The sequence below is a fragment of the Bacillus sp. FSL H8-0534 genome, assembly GCF_038005885.1.
In the GTDB taxonomy this organism is placed as follows: domain Bacteria; phylum Bacillota; class Bacilli; order Bacillales; family Bacillaceae_G; genus Bacillus_A; species Bacillus_A pseudomycoides.
Map to the genome: position 1 here is coordinate 19969 of NZ_JBBOUC010000001.1, position 20032 is coordinate 40000.

General features: G+C 34.4%; 25 protein-coding genes and 3 pseudogenes. 21 read left to right on the top strand and 7 right to left on the bottom strand.

The features are described 5' to 3' along the window. Complete coding sequence (locus tag MHH71_RS00110; protein ID WP_003202902.1) at positions 1–420, bottom strand: MarR family winged helix-turn-helix transcriptional regulator; 420 nt, start codon at positions 418–420, stop codon at positions 1–3. 174 nt (positions 421–594) lie between these two features. On the opposite strand from MHH71_RS00110, the gene phaZ reads away from it, so the two are divergent. The 4 genes from phaZ (at position 595) to MHH71_RS00130 (ending at position 3474) form a co-directional block, all read left to right on the top strand. Then, positions 595–1509, top strand: a complete 915-nt coding sequence (gene phaZ, locus MHH71_RS00115) for an intracellular short-chain-length polyhydroxyalkanoate depolymerase (RefSeq protein WP_006095323.1) — start codon at positions 595–597, stop codon at positions 1507–1509. Positions 1510–1572: 63 nt separating this feature from the next. Next, positions 1573–1827, top strand: coding sequence for a hypothetical protein (locus MHH71_RS00120; protein WP_050774409.1), 255 nt, complete (start codon positions 1573–1575; stop codon positions 1825–1827). Positions 1828–2093: 266 nt separating this feature from the next. Next, entirely contained in the window at positions 2094–3290 is a 1197-nt protein-coding gene (locus MHH71_RS00125) for an MFS transporter (RefSeq protein ID WP_018781751.1), read from the top strand. Beyond that, positions 3274–3474, top strand: coding sequence for an NETI motif-containing protein (locus MHH71_RS00130; protein ID WP_018766317.1), 201 nt, complete (start codon positions 3274–3276; stop codon positions 3472–3474). The genes MHH71_RS00125 and MHH71_RS00130 overlap by 17 nt, the downstream gene beginning before the upstream one ends. A 128-nt stretch (positions 3475–3602) precedes the next feature. Here MHH71_RS00130 and MHH71_RS00135 read toward each other — a convergent pair whose 3' ends face one another. After that, the gene (locus MHH71_RS00135; RefSeq protein WP_303047176.1) at positions 3603–4115 is read right to left on the bottom strand and encodes a GNAT family N-acetyltransferase; all 513 of its coding nucleotides are present in this window, start codon (positions 4113–4115) and stop codon (positions 3603–3605) included. A 519-nt stretch (positions 4116–4634) separates the two neighbouring features. Between MHH71_RS00135 and MHH71_RS00140 the strand changes: the two genes are divergently transcribed. Genes MHH71_RS00140 through MHH71_RS00165 form a run of 6 tightly spaced genes read left to right on the top strand, consistent with a single transcriptional unit; the run spans position 4635 to position 8734 of the window. Then, on the top strand, positions 4635–5039 hold the full coding sequence (locus MHH71_RS00140) for a hypothetical protein (protein ID WP_018766319.1): 405 nt from the start codon (positions 4635–4637) through the stop codon (positions 5037–5039). Positions 5040–5091: 52 nt separating this feature from the next. After that, positions 5092–5400, top strand: coding sequence for a WXG100 family type VII secretion target (locus MHH71_RS00145; RefSeq protein ID WP_018766320.1), 309 nt, complete (start codon positions 5092–5094; stop codon positions 5398–5400). Positions 5401–5417: 17 nt separating this feature from the next. Continuing rightward, entirely contained in the window at positions 5418–6149 is a 732-nt protein-coding gene (locus tag MHH71_RS00150; protein WP_003207688.1) for a DUF5081 family protein, read from the top strand. Then, positions 6149–6478 (top strand): hypothetical protein, encoded by a 330-nt coding sequence (locus MHH71_RS00155; protein WP_006095325.1) that lies wholly within the window; start codon positions 6149–6151, stop codon positions 6476–6478. The genes MHH71_RS00150 and MHH71_RS00155 overlap by 1 nt, the downstream gene beginning before the upstream one ends. Positions 6479–6513: 35 nt before the next feature. Then, positions 6514–8166 (top strand): zincin-like metallopeptidase toxin domain-containing protein, encoded by a 1653-nt coding sequence (locus MHH71_RS00160; RefSeq protein ID WP_240516995.1) that lies wholly within the window; start codon positions 6514–6516, stop codon positions 8164–8166. Beyond that, positions 8159–8734, top strand: coding sequence for a hypothetical protein (locus MHH71_RS00165; RefSeq protein ID WP_224796210.1), 576 nt, complete (start codon positions 8159–8161; stop codon positions 8732–8734). The genes MHH71_RS00160 and MHH71_RS00165 overlap by 8 nt, the downstream gene beginning before the upstream one ends. Before the next feature lie 132 nt (positions 8735–8866). Here the strand turns inward: MHH71_RS00165 and MHH71_RS30450 are convergent. Further along, a pseudogene (locus MHH71_RS30450) lies at positions 8867–9065 on the bottom strand (IS3 family transposase); the annotation flags it as partial. A 323-nt stretch (positions 9066–9388) separates the two neighbouring features. On the opposite strand from MHH71_RS30450, the gene MHH71_RS00170 reads away from it, so the two are divergent. The 8 genes and pseudogenes from MHH71_RS00170 (at position 9389) to MHH71_RS00205 (ending at position 14396) form a co-directional block, all read left to right on the top strand. Further along, on the top strand, positions 9389–10177 hold the full coding sequence (locus MHH71_RS00170; RefSeq protein WP_003207682.1) for an ADP-ribosyltransferase: 789 nt from the start codon (positions 9389–9391) through the stop codon (positions 10175–10177). Between the two features lie 9 nt (positions 10178–10186). After that, the gene (locus MHH71_RS00175) at positions 10187–11212 is read left to right on the top strand and encodes an ADP-ribosylglycohydrolase family protein (protein WP_006095328.1); all 1026 of its coding nucleotides are present in this window, start codon (positions 10187–10189) and stop codon (positions 11210–11212) included. A 264-nt stretch (positions 11213–11476) separates the two neighbouring features. Next, positions 11477–11629, top strand: coding sequence for a hypothetical protein (locus tag MHH71_RS00180; RefSeq protein WP_006095330.1), 153 nt, complete (start codon positions 11477–11479; stop codon positions 11627–11629). Between the two features lie 33 nt (positions 11630–11662). Then, entirely contained in the window at positions 11663–11935 is a 273-nt protein-coding gene (locus tag MHH71_RS00185) for a hypothetical protein (protein ID WP_003209387.1), read from the top strand. Continuing rightward, a pseudogene (locus MHH71_RS00190) lies at positions 11875–12339 on the top strand (HNH endonuclease); the annotation flags it as partial. The gene MHH71_RS00185 and the pseudogene MHH71_RS00190, both read left to right, overlap by 61 nt. 13 nt (positions 12340–12352) lie before the next feature. Further along, the gene (locus tag MHH71_RS00195; protein WP_003209390.1) at positions 12353–12820 is read left to right on the top strand and encodes a DUF6985 domain-containing protein; all 468 of its coding nucleotides are present in this window, start codon (positions 12353–12355) and stop codon (positions 12818–12820) included. 346 nt (positions 12821–13166) lie between these two features. Continuing rightward, entirely contained in the window at positions 13167–13955 is a 789-nt protein-coding gene (locus MHH71_RS00200) for a hypothetical protein (RefSeq protein ID WP_006095331.1), read from the top strand. A gap of 15 nt (positions 13956–13970) precedes the next feature. Next, on the top strand, positions 13971–14396 hold the full coding sequence (locus MHH71_RS00205; protein ID WP_003209504.1) for a hypothetical protein: 426 nt from the start codon (positions 13971–13973) through the stop codon (positions 14394–14396). Between the two features lie 97 nt (positions 14397–14493). Here MHH71_RS00205 and MHH71_RS30455 read toward each other — a convergent pair whose 3' ends face one another. Next, positions 14494–14712, bottom strand: a complete 219-nt coding sequence (locus MHH71_RS30455) for an IS3 family transposase (RefSeq protein ID WP_367946541.1) — start codon at positions 14710–14712, stop codon at positions 14494–14496. A gap of 480 nt (positions 14713–15192) precedes the next feature. Here MHH71_RS30455 and MHH71_RS00210 point away from each other — a divergent pair, with 480 nt between their 5' ends. The 3 genes from MHH71_RS00210 (at position 15193) to MHH71_RS00220 (ending at position 17506) form a co-directional block, all read left to right on the top strand. Next, positions 15193–15951, top strand: a complete 759-nt coding sequence (locus MHH71_RS00210) for a hypothetical protein (RefSeq protein ID WP_006095333.1) — start codon at positions 15193–15195, stop codon at positions 15949–15951. A 12-nt stretch (positions 15952–15963) separates the two neighbouring features. Further along, positions 15964–16416 carry a hypothetical protein gene (locus MHH71_RS00215; RefSeq protein ID WP_003209509.1) on the top strand — a complete coding sequence of 151 codons (453 nt, stop codon included), beginning with the start codon at positions 15964–15966 and terminating at the stop codon, positions 16414–16416. A 640-nt stretch (positions 16417–17056) separates the two neighbouring features. Beyond that, complete coding sequence (locus MHH71_RS00220; protein WP_033798977.1) at positions 17057–17506, top strand: SUKH-3 domain-containing protein; 450 nt, start codon at positions 17057–17059, stop codon at positions 17504–17506. Between the two features lie 233 nt (positions 17507–17739). Here MHH71_RS00220 and tnpC read toward each other — a convergent pair. From tnpC to tnpA, 3 genes and pseudogenes are all read right to left on the bottom strand, one after another. After that, positions 17740–19299: pseudogene (gene tnpC, locus MHH71_RS00225) on the bottom strand (IS66 family transposase); the annotation flags it as partial. A 112-nt stretch (positions 19300–19411) separates the two neighbouring features. Continuing rightward, positions 19412–19663 (bottom strand): IS66 family insertion sequence element accessory protein TnpB, encoded by a 252-nt coding sequence (gene tnpB, locus MHH71_RS00230; RefSeq protein ID WP_003209515.1) that lies wholly within the window; start codon positions 19661–19663, stop codon positions 19412–19414. Beyond that, positions 19660–19941, bottom strand: coding sequence for an IS66 family insertion sequence element accessory protein TnpA (gene tnpA / locus MHH71_RS30460; RefSeq protein ID WP_412676844.1), 282 nt, complete (start codon positions 19939–19941; stop codon positions 19660–19662). The genes tnpB and tnpA overlap by 4 nt, the downstream gene beginning before the upstream one ends. Between the last annotated feature and the right edge of the window lie 91 nt (positions 19942–20032).

Sequence of the window (20032 nt, forward strand, 5' to 3'; positions counted from 1 at the left end):
TTAATCATCTAAATTTTTAATAATAGCTTCTAGTACTTGAAATGCTCGCTGCAAGTCTTCTTCATTAATATCCTGCAACGTTTTTTCTTCAAAAGTATCAACTTCTTCTTGCCATACTGGAATCATTTCTAATGCTGTTTCTGATAAGGAAATGAGCTTTTCACGGCGATCTTTCCCCTCAGTTCGAATGATCCATCCCATCGTTTCCATACGTGTTAATGTACGAGTCATCGTTGGAGATTCAACGTTTAAGTATTGACATAGCTCAGTTTGTGTACAAGGCCCCGTTTGATTGATTCGGAAAATAACAGCCCATTGTGCACTAAATAAACCTGTTGGTGACACACGTTCATTAAATTTCTTAGTAAACTTTCGAGAAGTTTGACTGACAATGTGAAAAAAATGTTGTTTTTCGTCCATGTATTTAATCCTTTCAAATTAGTTACCTAGCTAACTATATACCTCTTTACCATAATTGTCTAGCAATAGATATGTTGTTTTATGTAAAAATTTTGTATCGTTTTCGTATTGAGAACATACATTCTATATGGTATTCTGAAAATAAGTTTACAATTTTCTTTCTATTATAGTTGGATGGGGGAATGTGTGATGATTAAGCCTGCAACAATGGAATTTGTTTCGTTATCAAATGGAGAAACAATCGCATACCAAGAAATTGGAAGGCGAAATAAAGAAATACTTATACTCATCCACGGGAATATGACATCTTCACAGCATTGGGATTTAGTCATTGAGAAATTACAAGATGAATATCATATTTATGCCATTGATTTAAGAGGCTTTGGGAAATCAACATACAATAAGCCAATAGATTCATTGCAAGATTTTGCAGATGATGTAAAGTTATTTATAGACGAGCTACAATTGAAGAAGTTTTCACTGATGGGCTGGTCAATGGGTGGTGGCGTCGCAATGGAGTTTACGGCTTGCCATACGGAGCTTGTAGAGAAACTAATTTTGGTAGAATCAGTCGGAATGAAAGGATATCCGATCTTTAAAAAGGATATTAATGGTCAGCCTATCGTATCCACGTTATTAAAAACAAAAGAAGAAATTGCACAAGATCCTGTTCAAATTACTCCTGTACTAGATGCCATTAAAAATATGAACAAGCTCTATTATCGAACGGTTTGGGACTTACTCATTTATACACATAACAAACCAGATCCAGAGCGCTATGAAAAATATTTAGATGATATGTTAACGCAGCGTAATTTTGTTGATGTAAACTATGCTTTAATTACATTTAATATTTCAGATGAACATAATGGAGTCGTTCCTGGAAATGGATATATCCACCGTCTGCAAGTTCCAACTCTTGTCGTACAAGGAGATCGTGATTACGTTATACCGCAAGTGGTAGGAGAAGAATTAGCAAAACATCTCCCGGATGCTGAGCTAGTCATATTAGAGGATTGTGGGCATTCGCCGTTTGTTGACTGTTTAGATGAATTTACGCAGCATGTTACAATTTGGTTAGAGAAATAGTACATTCCCAAAGACCCCAATGTTACATATACTATAATATTTGTATCTAAAGGGGAATTTGCAATGAATGTTTTTACAGAAAGAATACATGAACCTTCTCTTATATTTCACTCACCATATAGTAGTCATGCATATACAAAAGTATTTGTCCATCCTATGTATATACAAGTTTATGAGCAACCTTTTGCTCCACAATCGCAAGTACAGCTTATACCAAGTGTTGCTATGTATAATTTCTTTTATGGTCCTATCTTATATGGAAGTCCGTTTTTTAAACATTTTAATCATATTGTAAAAGCACAAATTTGGGATGGCTAAGAAGTTAGAAGAGTAATCTTTTAACTTCTTTTTTATGTTGATATTCACACAATCATTCTTGAAAAAAGTTTATCCCGCTATTTGCGGGCAGTAAGACCCCCACCTCAAAATTCAGCAAGAGCAAAGAAGTTAGGTGGGGGACGGGCTGTCCGTAAAAATCCGATTGATGAGGGCTAATAATCAGTGGGGATGAAAAAAACCCCCCACTGATTAAAGTTTCACTTTATAATGAAAATTGGTGAGCTTGAAAAGGGAGAGGGAACAGGATGTCAATACGATTTACATTTTGGATTATGGTGGGGATTGTTGCGATTTCTGGATTATCGCAAGGGATGCTTCTACCAGCTATCGCAATGATTTTTGAACAAGAAGGAATTCGTTCCAGTATTAATGGAATCCATGCAACTGCGTTATATATTGGAATATTATTTATTTCGCCATGGCTTGAAAAACCGATGCAACGGTTTGGAATGAAGCCAATTATCGTAATCGGTGGATTTCTCGTTATCATTTCATTATTCTTTTTTACACAAACATTTTCATTCTGGATATGGTTTTTACTTCGCTTTCTAGTAGGAATAGGGGATCATATGTTACATGTTGGAACGCAAACGTGGATTACAACGACATCTGATCCAAGTAAAATTGGAAGACAAGTATCTATATATGGAGTGTTTTTTGGTATCGGTTTTGCAGTAGGACCATACTTAGCGAGTACTGTTCAATATGGACTTGCAACTCCATTTATTGTATCGACGATTCTTTGCTTAATAGGGTGGTTGCTATTACTTCCAACTAAAAATGCTTTTCCAGCTCAAGATGAAACAGGGAAAGAAAATGAATCATCGCTTTCTCGTTATAAGCAAGTATTTGTACTTGCGTGGATTGCACTTATGGGACCTTTGGCATACGGTGCGTTAGAAGCAATGCTGAATAGTAATTTGCCAGTATATGCACTTCGAAAAGGTTGGTCTGTTTCTGATGTATCCTTCTTATTACCCGCATTTGCAATCGGGGGAATTATTACACAAATTCCACTTGGTATATTAAGTGATAAATATGGAAGAGATCGCATTTTAACGTGGACATTCAGCATCAGTACAGTAGTTTTCTTACTTGCTGCGGTGTTTGACGGGTATTATTGGATTGTATTTGGGTGCATGCTCTTAGCTGGAATGGTAATCGGTTCATGTTTCTCATTAGGACTTGGCTTTATGACGGATTTATTACCAAGACACTTACTGCCAGCAGGGAATATATTATCCGGAATTGCCTTTAGTATAGGAAGTATTATGGGACCTGTATTAGGAGGCGTATTTATAGAAAAAATACAGTATACAAGCTTTTTTATAGCAGTTATGATAATAATGGCAATTATTGCACTTCTATATATCACATATATGAAAAGTCAATTCGCATCAAGAAAAATAGAAAGTAGGTTAGGGCATGACAAAACAACCTAATAAGAAAAAATTTGAAGTACAAGAGAACGAAAGCATTACAGATTGTTTAGCACGTATGGAACGTGAAGGATATGCACCTTCGCGCCGCATGGAAGAGCCGATCTTTCATGAAGTGAAGAAAGATGGACAAACAGTTGTAGAACCGTGCGGAAGAAAAATTGTTTTTGAAGGAAAGTTGAAATAAGGAGAGGTTCTTTGTACTGAACCTCAAAAGTTAGACTTTAATCGGAGTGATTCCTCACTCCGATTTTTCTTTTCGTTTTAATCCAGTTTCGATACGATTTCAAGTATGACTCTTGGGGTTTTATGGAATCATAGTTTGATCCAGTAACGCTGAACAATTTCGCCAGTATTCTGGGAAATTACTTCATCTTCTAAGATACCTCCAACTTTTTGAATGGTTTTGGCAGAGGCGATATTTGCTTTGTCACAAGTTATCAACACTTTCTCCAATCCTAATTTTTTCGCTTCAAATAAGGAAAGCTGAAGTTGCCCAGTGGCGTAACCCTTTCGACGTTCGCCCGGGTGCACGCTATAACCGATATGTCCGCTCTCCATCAGTAATTCTGGTGTTAATCGATGGCGGATATTGATGAAACCGATTAATTTCCCCTTTTCAATGCTCAAAAACTGAGTAGATGGAACTCGATTTAGTGGTAAATTTTCTCCCTTTTCTTGGATTGTGACTTTTTCAAGCCATCCGTCAAAGGAATCAAATTGTTGTAAGGAACAACTACCATGCGGTTGTTCTCTTGCATCTAGGAATGCTTGCCGATAAGCCATGATTTGTTTGCTATGCTGGTGTGTTGGTTTCACTAACTGCATTGTCATCATCTTTCTCCTATATCATTTTTTTACATTACACTGTCTTACTTACTTGCTCTAACTCATTATAGTTTATAATATTTAGAATAAATCGAACAGAGTAAGCAGGGGAGTAGTTTAATTTTCTAGCACTAAACCTTTCAGACAGTTTCATCCATTGACTAACCAGTTCAAATGAAGGAATACCGTATTTTTTCAAAAGAGTAGAATAACCATAACTCGAATTAAGAGATTCTTCAACAAGACGCATTTTTAACCTGCTATTCGCTGGCAGTAAGTATTCTACTGATGGAAGTTTCTGGGTTGTATAGCTTTATAAAATTACTTGCTATTTACAAAGTGGGCATGATGAAGTGTTCTATCTTAATAGATAGTGAAATGACTATCATTTTTTGGTAAAATATTGATATAAAAAAAGATTCATTATATATTAATAAATCAGAATATAATCGCAAGAAATTCTATACGAAATATATTGAAAAATATATTATCTTATCAAGGTAAATAAGGGGGATCATGATGTCGGGAAGTTTGGTGGATTCGTTTTTAGAGTTTTTCGGGTATACAGAAAGTAAACGGAAGCGTGATCAATATGATAAATTGCATGATTACTTAAAAAGTAAGGAAAAAGAATTAGAAAAATTGATTGAAGAGATTGAATCAGCAAAGAAAAGGTATGATGCGAAAAATGGTGGATTATCATCTGATAAAATTCCAGCTCGTGAATTTGAAGTAAAACGTCCTCAAAAGGATCAAGAATACTCCAAGACAATCAGTTATTTTCGCGAAGCCCTAGGTAATGTAAGGTCTGCTAAAAGCAGGGCATATCAAAAATGGGAGGAATATAAGGCACAAGCAATTTCAGAAGAACAAACAGCTGCAGCAGCTATAGAAGCAGAAAAAAATAAGTTAAAAAACTCTTAGAGATAGTGGAGTAGAAAATTGTATAAAGTATTGAAGGAAAAGGGGAATGGGAATGCATCGTCAAGAAATTGAGATTCATGGAAATGAAATATCGAGTGCCATTTCTTATGCAGAGCAGATTGAAAAGGGAGTAAAAGAATCACTCCAGCAAGCAAATGAACTAAAATCACATGTAACCGGTTCTCGTTGGAATGGGAAAACACGAGATGCCTTTTTATGTTATTTAGAATTGCTCATCCAGTACAATTCTGAAGTCGCAGATGCACTTGAAGGACAGACAAAGGCGCTTAAGGAGCTTGATAAGAACATTCATTCCTTTACAAATAGGGATGAAGTAGAAAATATAAAAAGATTGAAATAGAGAGGAGGATAAAACAGATGGGAAGAGAAGTGTGGAGCTTTACACCTGCTGAACTGTACACATTAGCTGGTGCAGCTGGAGTCACGTACATATTTGGCTTACAAGAGCGTGAAATTCTTGCTTTAACCGATGAAGATTGCATAACGAAAGCAACAGCGGAATTGAAAGAGAAAGGGCTTATTACAGAGAATAATGGGCTGACACCAGCGGCTTTTCAGCTGATTGAATTACTGAGGGCATATCAAGAAAGCCAAGAGTATACGCGAATTAATAATCTATTAATTGGATTTTTGCCACAAGATAAAGACAGAGTAGCTGTCTTAACAGAACGAAAACAAAATGAAGAATATGAAATTCATTACATAGCGAAGCGAGATGTCTATTTTTCATTATTAGAACGGATTCCGTTTTTAATGCGAAAACCAAGAGAAATTGAAGATACCTTTTTTACAAAGAAGATGACAGAAAAAGAGCAGCGAACATTTGAAGAAATGGATTTATCTGAAAAGGATTTACTAGCTATCGAAACAGTGTCTCGCCCGCGGAGCCGAAGAGCAGAAGATAGAGGGAAATGGGAATGCTTCTTGTACTTTACAGAGGGGGAAGACTTTATTCAAATAGAAGTAGAACGTAAGCGTTATGAATGGGCTAGTCTGTATGCGGTGAACAAGAAATTATATGATGTTTTAAAAATGCCGTATAAGAAAATAAGTGATCCACGACAATTCTCGTTAGGAGGACGAAATTAATGCAAATACCAATGGAAGATGGCGGAGCAAGTAGCAGTTCAGAAATTGTATTGAATTATGATGAGATAGAAGACATTATAAGACGTCTTCAAAGCATATATAACATTTATTCAGGTGCTATAGCGACAAATGCGAAAAATCTAGAGAAGTGTCAATTCTATCTTGAAGGAGAAGCGATGCGAGTTATAGACGTGTATCCGAAAATATTAAATAAAATATTGGAACTAGCAGACCATTATAACCGAGCGGCATCCATTGTAGAGGTTGTTCGCCAAGAAATGAAAACACAAGATGAAGAATTACATAATAAATTACAACCTCAAGAATAACTACGGCTGATATGGGAATGGGGGATGGAAGAAAAATGGATGTTAGTTATAAGCCGAAAGATTGGGTAGATATGAAAGATGGCTTGAACCAAATCACAAAAGATACATTCGTAAAATTACATCAAGCGAATGGTCTTTTAAAAGATGTACAGGAAAGAATACATGACCTTGATTCAGATGGAAGTATTTATTTTCATCATAAAGATCAGACTGAAACAATTGCGGAATTACATGTTGCATATACGACTCTACAAAAATATTGTGATGACGCAGGGCAAGTCGTTTATGATCATATTGATAAACCATTTTTAGTAACAATGGATCAATTTGCACAAAAAATGAGAGATTTATCAATTAAAAACTTTGAAACTACAAACCGAATTGGCTCTACAACAACAACTACAGTACCAGGTTCATATAGTTACGGTAACACACCGCAAACGATCACAACAACAAAACCTAAAATAACGGTGGATGATATTTTCAAAGACTCACGTGCATTTGATAAAGTTCTTCATGCTGAATATGAAGAATGGAAAAGAAAAGATCCAAACATGAAGCTTGAATATGAAGAATACAGAAAACGTGTTCCTTCGACGCGAGGGTTTGAATACAGATCAATAGAGGATGAGCAAAAACAACTAGAGGCATGGCGTGACTTTGGATTAGGAGTTCTAACAGTCGGAGCAATGTTCATTTGTCCACCATTAGGGGTTGCAGCATCACTGGTATTTGGCGGGCTCCAAGTAAAAAGTGCCCATGACGGAGAAGACTGGGGAACACACCGGAAATTAAGTCAAGGAGAAAAAGTAGAAAGATATGTTTCAGGTGGCCTTGATGTTTTCACGGGTGGTGTCGGAGGAATTGTAAAAGGATTCAAAACCCTTGGATCATTTGGGAAATTGCAAGGGGAAGTAAAGAGTTTCAACCCAAATGTAGGGAAAAATATGGTACAATCATTGCAAGACGGAAAAAATATTACGCTTGACCGCATGAGACTAGCAGGCCTAAAAGCAGAAAAATACGGAAATGAAAAAATGTATCAGCTTGGCGGAAAAATGGCTGGGGGTGTAGATTATGTAACAGCTTCCTTCAAAGGCGTTGAAGCAGCTGGAGACGGTACATTGATAGGGAAGAAAGTTGGCCCAGGGAAAGTTACTGAGTGGGTTAATGCACGCCATGCAGAGAGCAGTAAGTTTATGGATGGTAAATTAGATTTCGCTAATTGGGATACAAAAAGAGTTAGTGGGAATGTATTTAAATTTGATAAAAATGGAAATAGAATAATGCGAGTAGCTGATTTTAAAGCCTATAGAGAGGGGTTAAGTAAACAGGGAATTGAAGTTGTAATTGATAAAAAAATAGTACCAAGAGGAAAAGCAGGTGGTTTCGATCCTGAGACAGGTAAAATTTATTTTAGAGGAAGACCGTCACAAATCGCTGCTTATCATGAAAATGTACATGCACAACAATGGTTAGAGTTGGGAAAAGAGAATTACTTGAAACAAACCGTTTTACAAAGAGAAGAGCATGTATACAATAAAATTATGGAGAATAGAGCAAACTTCACAAGGGCTGAGATAATTGCTACTGAACGTTATATTTATTCGCTTAGAAATGGACATTGGCCACCGTATGGATGGCCACCTGCTGATTCTGAAATATTTAAGGGGTGTTTAGATGAGTAATGAACCAAAACTAACTGTAACGAAAGCACTACATGTTGCACAAGAATATTTAAATGAACGTAATAAGAATTACCTTCCATGGACAATAAATAATGATACAAGTCAATCAATTCAATTTTATAATAAGTTTTTTGCAATTGATGGTTGCGTATGGCTTGCTGAACTAGATTTTCAGGATTTTGACAAATTTTTGGTTATTTCTGATAAAAAAAAAGCTATTGAGTTTTTAATAATAGGAGTTGATAAAAACAAAATACCAAGTATACATCCTAAATTAAATATAGACAGAGTGATTCAAATTTCTCAAGATTACAATGATGAGAATCATTTGGAAGGGGTACTCCCTACAAATATTAGAGAATCGATAGCTTTTTATGAACGTTATGATGGTTTTAATGGCTATGCATGGCAAGTTAAAATAAAGGTACCACCTTCACGTTTTGGTGGTGATGATAATGTGTCTCTTATTATTTCTGATGAAAAATCATGTGTTGAATATATATATGATCCATCAGGCTACCCTGTAACTCCGCATTTAGATGATGAATCAGATGAATATGATGAGTAATCAATTAATATTTCGCAGAAATAATGAATTATCAACCATGGAGTACCAGCTTAAAGACAAAGTCTTCATTGAGACTGAATTTGAGTCAATATCGTGGACATAAAAAAGTTGAATTTAAGCGATTTCTTTAACTCAATTTTTTATTGCCTGAGGAGTTTTATAATGGGTGTAAATATAGATTCGCTTACAGTTATAAAATCTCTCAATGTATTGCAATGATGCTAGAGTTGCTTGCTTAAACGTGACATATTGTGTGCAGTGTACTTCTTTTTTTAGAATGGCATGAAACGACTTGATACAAGTGTTATCCATACGGACACTTCCTCTTTGAAATCTATTGTAAAAAGTAAGAACTTCATGAAATTGAGTCCATAGGACCATACGGATATACATGAACTTAAAGCACTTGATTGTCTACTAAAGGCAACAAGTGCTTTTTGCGTTTAAGCATAAAATTTAAAGGGTTCATTATAATTTTATAAATGCACCAAGTGTTAAACTTTTTATAGTAATTTTTATGGTTTGTAACGGCTATATACAGTGTATGACGGCTGTAGAGAAAATTGTAAAAGAATCAAATTAATAATTAGCCTTGCGTTATGACCAAAAAGATGAGATGAGGAAACTACTTTTCATTCAAATATAGTACAATCATTGCAAGACGGAAAAAATATTAGGCTTGACCGCGTGAGACTAGAAAGCCTAAAAGCAGAAAAATACGGAAATGAAAAAATGTATCAGCTTGGCGGAAGAATGGCCGAGGGTGTGGATTATATAGGTAAAAGTATTGGGAAAGTTCCTGCAGAAAATGGAAATGTGCTTAAGACGAAAACAGTACAATCTTTTGAGAATTTAAATCTGAATGGCGAAGCTAAAAAGCCTCTTAGCAATTTAGAGGAAGCACATGAATGGGGAAGTAAGCATTTTGATAATTGGATAGAATCTTTAACTGAAAGTGAAAGAAGTGCTATTAGACAATATACTGGGGATGATTATAGAAAAATTAATAATTATCTTAGGGGAATTGCAGACTCTTTGAATGATGTAGAATCAAGTGTAATTGATAATATTAAAAGCGGTTTAAATAAAGCAAGTGTTCCTTACGATATACAAGTATATCGTGGAACTGATTTAAAACCATTTAAAAATCTATATAAAATAGATGATGAAGGCAAAATTGTGGTAGACTCTTTAGTAGGGAAAACAGTTAAAGATAATGGATTTGTCAGTACTGCAATGGTGAAAGAATCATCTTTTGATCATATGAATGTTTCGTGGGAAATTAATGTTCCTAAGGGAGCTAATGCAGCTTATGTAGGTAAGATTAGTTATATCCCTACCGAAGCAGAATTACTTTTTAATTCAGGACAAGAGATGGTTATAAAAAGTGCAAATGTTGATAGTGATGGAAAGATACATTTGATTTTAGATTTAATAAAGTAGGTGATAGAAATGGCTGGCAGAAGAATGATTGATAGATGGGAAGATGATAATAAGTCTTTTCTTAGCTTGAGCATTAAACAAAGAGTTTTCCCCACAATATATGGTGGAATTACTGGGGATCTTTTAGGCGTTCCAGTTGAATTTAAGCAAAGAGACACATTTTATATAGATGAGGTGAGTGGATATGGAACCTATAACCAACCACCTGGAACATGGTCAGATGATACCTCTTTGACTTTTTGTCTAATGGAAAATCTGATAAAAGAAGAAAACATAAGTATTTTAATGGATAAATTTATTAAATATAAAAAGGAGGGATATTGGACTCCGTTTGGAAAAATGTTTGATATTGGAAGAACTACAAATGATGCTATTATTCGTTTTGAAGAAGGATATTCACCAGAAAAATGTGGTGGAAAAGCTGAGTTTGATAATGGTAATGGTGCAATAATGAGAATAGCACCATTGGCTTTTATACTATATAATGAGTTTGACTTTATAAAAAAAGTAGAAATGATAAAAAAATATACTGAAATTACTCATGCTCATCCTCGTGCTATAGTAGGTTCCATTATTTATATTGAATGTTTGATAAGGCTTTACCATAATGATAATCCTCAAGAATCATTAGAAGTAGTTAAAAGGCTATTTGATAAAAATTTTGATAAAAGCCATAAATACCAAGATGAATTGAAACATTATTCAAGGCTTTTTGAAAATGATTTTTTTAGTATACCTATAAATGAAATCTTATCAGATGGATATGTAGTGCATACTTTAGAGGCTGCCATTTGGTGTTTGGGAAATTCAACATCATTTAAAGAAGCGGTTTTAAAGGCAGTGAACTTGGGTGGAGATACGGATACAGTAGCTGCTATAACAGGAACATTAGCAGGAATGTATTATAACATGGATGGAATTCCAGAAGTGTGGTTAGAAAAAATAGTAAGAAAGCAAGATATTGATGAATTGATAAAAAATTTCTATAAGTTTTGTGCGGATAAAGCAATTATAGAAGAATATGGTAGTCTCTAAAATAAAGAGAAGTAAGGCGAAAAGCATTAAATAAGGATTTATAATCCAAATATTTAATGCTTTTTGTTTATTACGAGTTAATTTTTTAATCCTAAGGAACTATTAAAGTTAGAAGTAAGACAAGGGTTAGTGAAAACTTAAAGGCAGGGTTTGAGGCATATAAGAAGGAGCATCTGAAAAGCATCATGTCCTGTATGGATCTGAGTCAATATATTGGGCACAAAAAAATTAAATCTAAGCAACTTACAGGGGTAATAGAGACAAATGCGAATGATAGAGGTGTATCCAAAGATAGTAGATAAAATATTGAAACTAGCAAAACATTATGAGCGAGCGGCAGTGATTGTAGGAAATGTTTGCGAAGAAATGAGAAAACAGGATGAAGAATTGCATAATAAATTACAACCTCAAGAGTAACTTTACCTGATATAGGAATAGGAGATGAGGAAAATGGATGTTCACTATAAGGTAAGGGCTTGGCAAGATATGAAAGACGGTATGAATAAACTCACAAAAGATGCATTTGTCAACTTACGTCAAGCTAATAATCTTGTAAAAGATATTCAGGAAAGAATACAAGAACTAGATTCAGATGGAAGTATTTATTTTCATCATAAAGATCAGCTTGAAGCAATTGGTAAACTGCATAATGCCTATACGGATTTGAAGGACTACGAGGTGAATCACTATGTACGCTTAAACCACCGCCAGACCCAGAGGTGAAACGTATTTTAGATGAGGTGGGTGTAAAAGGGATCTAATATAAGAATGGAGTTCCTGATTTTTCACCAGTATCAAAAGCTCAGATGGAAATTGACCGTATGTACGGTGGGACTGGTAGCAAACACGGAAATAAAGCTAGACGGTCTAATTTTGCTTAAGCAAAATTAGCTGAGCAGCTTAATAAATCTCCTGAATTAGCGAGCAAATTTGGAATGAAGCTAGGGAATATTACAGCAAGCGATATAGAAGATTTCCGACTCACAAACAATTTAACATGGTATGAATTAAATGATGTGAAAATGATTCAACTTGTACCTTCAAGCATAAACAGTACATTTGGACATCTTGGTGGGGTTGGAGAGATAAATGCAGGGAGGATTTGCTACAAAATAGAAATGTATTAAAGGAGAGTGCAAAATGATAATAAATGATGCAGTTTTTGGGGAACTCGAATATGACTATGTATGGTTTAAGGACACTAATGTTGAGTTTTGTGGAAAAGAAGTTGAAATTTCTTTATCGGTAAGCGGTGAAAAGGATGGTAAATTTTTAGAAAAACAATATATAGCATATAATTCATTCATTCAAAACTGGGAGCAACTACAGCATAACATTTTACAACCCTTGTTAGATTATTACAAACAAAAACGAAATGAACTTGGTTATGATGATACGTTTAATGAAAATTATCCTTTGATTGAAACGATTGATCAACTTCTTGATAGAATAAGTTTAGTTGGAATTTCTGTACTATATGCGAAAAGCCTTGAAGGTAGATATATTGGGTTATCCTTCGACTGTACGTGGGATACAGAAAATGGGTTAGGTATACTGCTAATAAATGAAGAAGTGGGTAAAGTAGGATATCAAGATGTTGCAATGTAAGTGAAGTATTTCTCCAAAAGAGAGAACTTGTTATGACGTATAAAAGATGCCATGATGTTACTATGAAATATTGATACTTATAAACACTTAAAGCACTTGATTGTCTACAATAGACGACGAGTGCTTTTTTGCGCTTTAGCATAGAAAAGATACAATAAAATTTAATGCTGTTTTATAGATTTTAATGACTATGTACAGCGTATGACGATAGTAGAGACAAAATTGTAAAAAGGATCAAAGTAATAACTATCCTTGGATTATTAGTGAAATTTGTGCCGGAGAAACTACTTTTCATTCAAATATAGTACAATCATTCCAAGATGGAAAAAATATTACGCTTGACCGCGTGAGACTAGAAAGCCTAAAAGTAGAAAAATCTGAAAAAGAAAAAATGTATCAACTTGGCCAAACAATAGCCGGGGGTGTAGATTATGTAACAGCTACACTCAAAGGCGTTGAAGCAGCTGGAGACGGTACATTGATAGGGAAGCAAGTTGGCCCAGGGAAGGTTACTGAGTGGGTTAATGCACGCCATGCAGAGAGTACTAAGTTTATGGATGGTAAGATTCAGGGGATTGAGGCTTCGCTTGCGGAGAGGATAAGAAAAACTGGAATAGGTGTTACTGGTGAAGGGATTCCTATAGAAGAAGTAAGTGAAAAGGTACTTAAAGAAATTCATGTTGATAAAAAGGCAGCATATGGTTATTCACCTAATGAAGGTACAACATATTCAAAGTATGATTTTACAGATATAGAGGCAACTAAAAATAATCATATTATTAGAAAAGAATACCTAGAACAATCACGGAAGATACAAGGAGAAATTGATTTAATGGTTGTAAATGGAGCCAGTAAACAAGAAATAGCCAATAAAGTGGTCGAAATGAGAAATCAAGATAAAATATTGTCAAGAGCAAAAATGAACCCAGAAGATTTAGCACCTATTGAAGCAAGGAATATGAAAATGTATGGAAATAAGGTAGGTCCGGATGCAACATGGTTATTTAAATCTAAGAAGGCTAAGTTGGAAGATTTGAAATTGAATCCTACTGATGATGAAGTATGGGATGCAGTTATAAATGGTTCTATGAAAAAAGATGATGTATTGAATACTTTGTTAGGATTAAAGCATTAAAGGAGGATATATAGTGTGATTATTTTAAGGAATTATTTTGATATAGATTCAAAAATAGTATTGCATGACAACGAGTACAAAATAGAGAATATTAATAGTATTATAAATGGAGTTGGAGGGATAACGGATAATAATATATTATATGGTTTATATGTTTATAATAAAAAATTATTTTTTGTAATAAATACAAAATCATATGAGCTTAATAAAAATAATATCAATTGTAGTAATAAATACATTACTAAAACTGATAGATTATTTATTATATTAAGTTCGAATCAAAAGGTATGTGAAATTCAATATGAACCAGTTGTTGACCCAGGAATGATGTATTATGATATTGACGAAGAGGAATTTGATGTTTTGTTATATATTAGTAGTTTGTTAAAGGATAATGAAACAATTAGTAAATTTGTTGAGGCAATGAGTAAAAGGGGTTAATTGCTAGTATAGATTTTGATAAAAAAATATAAAATAAGATGTATTATTAAGGTATGTGTGAATTTGAGTCAATAGCGTGGACACAAAAAAGTTAAATCTAAGCGATTTCTTTAACCCAATTTTTTATTGCTTGAGGAGTTTTATAACGGGTGTAAATATAGATTCGCTTACAGTTATAAAATCTCTCAATGTATTGCAATAATGCTAGAGTTGTTTGCTTAAACATGACATATTGTGTGCAGTGTAATTCTTTTTTTAGAATGGCATGAAACGACTTGATACAAGTGTTATCATACGGACACTTCCTCTTTGAAATCTATTGTGAGAAGTAAGAACTTCATGAAATTGCGTCCATATGACCATAAGAATATAAATGAACTTAAAGCACTTGATTGTCTACAATAGACGACGAGTGCTTTTTTGCGCTTTAGCATAGAAAAGATACATTATATTTTTATAAATGCATGAAGTGTTAAATTTTAATGCTGTTTTATAGATTTTAATGGCTATATACAGTGTAAGACGATAGTAGAGAAACATTGTAAAAAGTGTCAAAGCAACAAATAATCTTAGAGTACTAGCAAAATTGTGAGATGGAGAAATTAGTTTCAACCTAAATGTAGTGCTCTCATTACGAGATAGCAAAAATATTACGCTTGACCGTGTGAGACCAGAAAGCCTAAAAGTAGAAAAATCTGAAAAATAAAAACTGTATCAGCTTGGCAAAAAAATAGCCGGGGGTGTACATTATGTAACAGTTACACTCAAAGGCGTTGAATTTACTGAAGACGGTACATTGATAGGGAAGCAAGCTGGCCCAGGGAAGGTTACCGAGTGGGTTAATACGCGCCATGCAGAGAGTACTAAGTTTATGGATGGTAAGATTCAGGGGATTGAGGCTTCGCTTGCTAAGGGTACGGATAATCTTAAATTTAAAGAAGGCTACTATGTTGAACATTTGCAAGCGCAAAATGCGAACCGGTTATCTGGGGAGAAAGTTCCAGAAGAGGGGATAAGAAAAGCTGGAGTAGGTAAAACTGGTGAAGGAATACCCTTAGAAGAAGTAAAGCCAGATGTACTTAAGCAGATACACCCTGATGATAATGGAGCATATGGGTATTTACCAAATGAAGGTACTGCATACCATAAACCAGAATATGATTTTACTGATGTTGATTGGGTAAAAGGAATGAAAAATGTTAGGAAGGATTATCTTGAAGCATCTAAACAATTAGAAATTGATATTAAAAGAATGACTTCGGAAGGATTTTCTAAAGAAGACATAGCAAAACATGTTGTTGATGCACGTAATCAACAGAAAGTTACAGCTAGAGCAGACATGACAGCAGAAGAAAGAGCAGGATTAGAAGCGAGGAATATGGAAAAATATGATAATCCAATAGGTCCAGATTCACAATGGTTATTTAATAAAACTAAGAAGAAATTAATTAAAGAAGGCACATATATAAATGACGACGAAATTTGGAGTAGTATTATTAAAAAATCCATGAAAAAAGATGATGTAATAAATACACTATTAGGGTTAATTCATTAGGAGGAGTTAGTTATGATATTTTTAGATAATTATTCTAAAAAGAACACATATATTAATATAACACCAGAAGGATATTCACTAGTTGATGCAAATAGTATAAATGATATAGAAAATGGAGAAGGTGGATTTAGTGAAGATGGTGAGCTATTAGGGCTATATATTGACGATGGCAAATTATATTTCCAATATAATGATAAAAGGTATGAAACTAAGCCAGATGAAATAAATTGCACAAATGAAATATTAGATGATGGTAAGCGTAATTTCAGAATGAAAATAAAGGAAGTCCTTGTCTGTAATATTATATACAAACCATATATAAGCCCATTCGTTTTAACCTTCGGAGATGATGAAGATGAATTTGATTTTTTACTTTATTTAAGTAATTTAATGGCAGATGAAAATTCTATTATAAATTTTATTAAGGGCATAAATAATTTAAAGCAATATTATTCTAATATCTAAGAAAGAGAAATTCTATTTTACAAATAGTTTTTTACTGCAAAATTAAGTAGTACCTAGATGCATAAACTAACAGAATTAATAAATGGTATAAAAACTAGGAGAATACTATATATAGATGAATTCATAATTGTAATAATGCAGTGAAAAGATTAAATGAATCAGCTGAAATTTAAGTAGGCTGATTCATTGTTTTTTTAGTAGTTAACATATGCTATAAATATGGACAGTTTCATAAAAGAGTTTTTAAGAATATGAATAAAAAATGACTAGTTAAAGGTTATTAGATTATAACTCCAATTTCAGGATGCTAACAGATAAAAAATTGGCATAGAAATCATATAATAAATCCAAATATAGGGAGTATGCTCCCTTCATATGAGATTTAACGATTGATAAATATAAAACTCGAAATATCATCGGCATGAAAGAAACAATTGCTGTTCCTATGTCCAAACGACAGAGCGCGTCAAAGACAAAATCACTATGAATGATATCTTCATTTCCAACAATGTGTTTACGACCATTATGATAATTTTATGATTAGAACGGAAAACCTACAAGGTGGCTTTGCTGAACCTTGTGATAATTGTAGTAGAACGTTTTCTGGATTCTATAACATTGATTACTAGGAGGAATGAAAATGAAAATATCAAATAAGACAATAGAAGAATTAAAAAAAGCGGGATGGTACGAGGGGAGAAAAATAGACATATCAGAAAATGTAAAGTTTCTTGAAGAAAGAGGCTTTGAAGTTTTTGAAAGTGCAAAAAAATTTATGGAGGAGTTTGGAGAATTACGAATCAATGTTGAAAAGATTCGTTCAAATGGGTCTAAGACAATATCTGAACATACCACTTGTATTAAGGAAGTGATAGGTGTGTTAGATAGTTCGTGTTTTGGCTTAGATGATTTTATTGATGATAAAGTTATTCCTATAGGTTCACTATATGATTTCGGGCTAAATTTATACATATCGGAATCAGGAAGAATATTTGAATCAACAGGTTGGGTAGGAGACAATGCTTTGGAGGCATTTGATAATATTATTCTTGGAAAAGGAACAGTGATTTGGGATAAATTTGAAGGATAATAATAATTTTCTAATGAAAAATTATGTCCTAACCTACTGCATAATTGTAATTAAGCAGTGAGTAGGTGGAAGAGTAATAGAAAAAAATTAAAAAGTGATTTTAAGTTGATGGAACTGAAAACTAGTTTTAAAATACCTTGCCACTTAATCATCTTTGTAAACGTCAAGTAACTCCAAAATATACAACAAAGGTTGATTTTAGAGTTACTTTTTGTTTTCTTCACTTTTTTCGGTACTTTGCAACTAGATGGTAAATCCATTGACCACGGTAAGACTTTATCAATTTCCTCTTTATTGTTTAAATCGATATTTGGGAGCGTTTCAAACAAATATAGAAGATAATGATAGGGACTTAAATTGTTCTCTTTTGCGGTTTCAACCACACTATACATGATGGCACTTCCTCTAGCACCTCTCGGTGTATTTGAGAACATCCAATTTTTTCTTCCGATCACAAATGGTTTAATAGAGCGTTCACTTTTGTTATTATCGATTTCTAAACGACCGTCTAATAAAAAAGCTTCAAGATGATTCCATTGATTCAAACAATAAGTGATAGCTTTTCCTAGAGCGCTTTTTGGTAAAACACGATCTTTCTGTTCATGAAGCCATACCGAAAAAAGGTCCAGAATGGGCCTGCTTTGCTTAAGACGCTGCTCATATCGCTCGGTAGGGTTGACATGTTTGAGCTTCCTTTCGATCGAATAGAGTTGATTACAGAAGTGCAAACCTTCGCTCGCCTTCACTTTTTTCCCCTTCTGTGAATCAGGTAAAGCCTTTAAGGCTTCATCAAACTTCCGTCTGGCATGCGCCCAACATCCCACAAGAGTGACATCCGGTACTTGATGATAACCACTATATCCATCTACTTGTAAATACCCTTGAAAACCAGTTAAAAAACGCTTCGGATGTTCTCCTGCTCTTGTGGGCTGATAGTCATAGAGAACAATAGAGGTATCCTCTCGTCCTGTACGATATAACCATAGATAGGACTTGGTTGTTGCGGCCCGCTCGGGTTCGCGTAAGACTTGGAAGGTTATTTCGTCCGCATGAAGAATAGTTTGAATAAGTAGATGTTCATGCATCCTTTCATATAAAACCGCTAACCATCGATCAGCCCCATATAATAACCAATTTCCCATCGTTTGTCGTGATAAAAAGATCCCCATTCGCTCAAAATGCTTTTCCTGACGATAAAGAGGCAACCCTTCTACATATTTTTGTGTCATAGTATAGGACATAATCGATGGGGAAGCGATACTTTTAGGAAAGGCAGGAGCTGGCATCTTGGCCGTTACAATCGGTGTGGATACCTCGTCTAATTCACATTTACGACAAGCGTATACGTATCTCTTATGTTCTGTTACCTTTACTTCCGCAGGAACAATCGTCAGTTCCTTTCGGACTTCTACACTCATCTCATGCAAAGCACCACCACAGCACGAACAAACCTGTTCCTCATCAAGTAAACGATATTCAACCGTTTCAATCGGAAGGTTTTGGACAGACTCAGCCCTATGACCACGTTTCTTTTTGCGACGATAGGTAATCGTTTCAACAGCTGGTTCGGGTGTTTCAGAATCACTTTCTTTCTCAGCCTCATTAAACAGTTCTAAAGCGAGTTGATTATTAGGTATTTTTTCGCTAGACGTACCAAACCGTTTTTGTTGACTCAAACGAAATTATTCTTCATACCATCTCACTTTTGCCGTGAGTTCTTCTACTTGAGCTTGAAGTGATTCAATTGTAGGTTGATTTGAATGAGAAAGTGTTGTTTTCATAGATAAGCACATTCGACAAAATCATCCAAATTCCTTTTCATATATGATTTTTATAAAATGGTTCTCGCATGTACAGCTTGATGCCCTTGTTTTTGGTGAAAAGCAAATCCGTCAAGAAGCCATCTCAATTGTCGCTTTGATATGGTAAGAACGTTCCCTTTTCCAATCTGCGATAGTGTAACCAGAAACCATTATGTTCCCAAACAAGAATTTTTAATTTATCGCGTGAGCGATTGCAAAAAACAAATAAACAAGAAGAAAAGGGATCTAACTCAAATTCTTCTTTTACAATAGCCGCTAATCCATCAATCGATTTACGTAAATCTGTTGCTCCTTGTGCAAGATATACTTTTTCAATCGATACTTCTGATATCATTGTTGTTTCACCGTCTGCATCACTTGTAGGAGTACCTGTGGAGTAAAGGGCACATCCAGTTCAATGGTTGCTTCTTTCATATGAATTCGAATGATGGCACGTATTTTTTCTTCTATGACAGGGACATTCATAGAGAGCCAATCCACACGCTCATTCTTATTCTGATTTTCTGTTTGAGGTGATAATTTTTTCAACCAATAGTAAAGCCGATGAGCCGGTAGGTTCTGTTTTTTACACCAAGCAACTTTTGATAATCCACTGTTTTTATAGTCTTGAATATAAGCTTCTCATTCTTTTTCTAATAGGTGTTTTCCCATAAAAAAACCTCCACATGTAGTATGTAAGGAGATTTTCTCATGGGTTATTTAC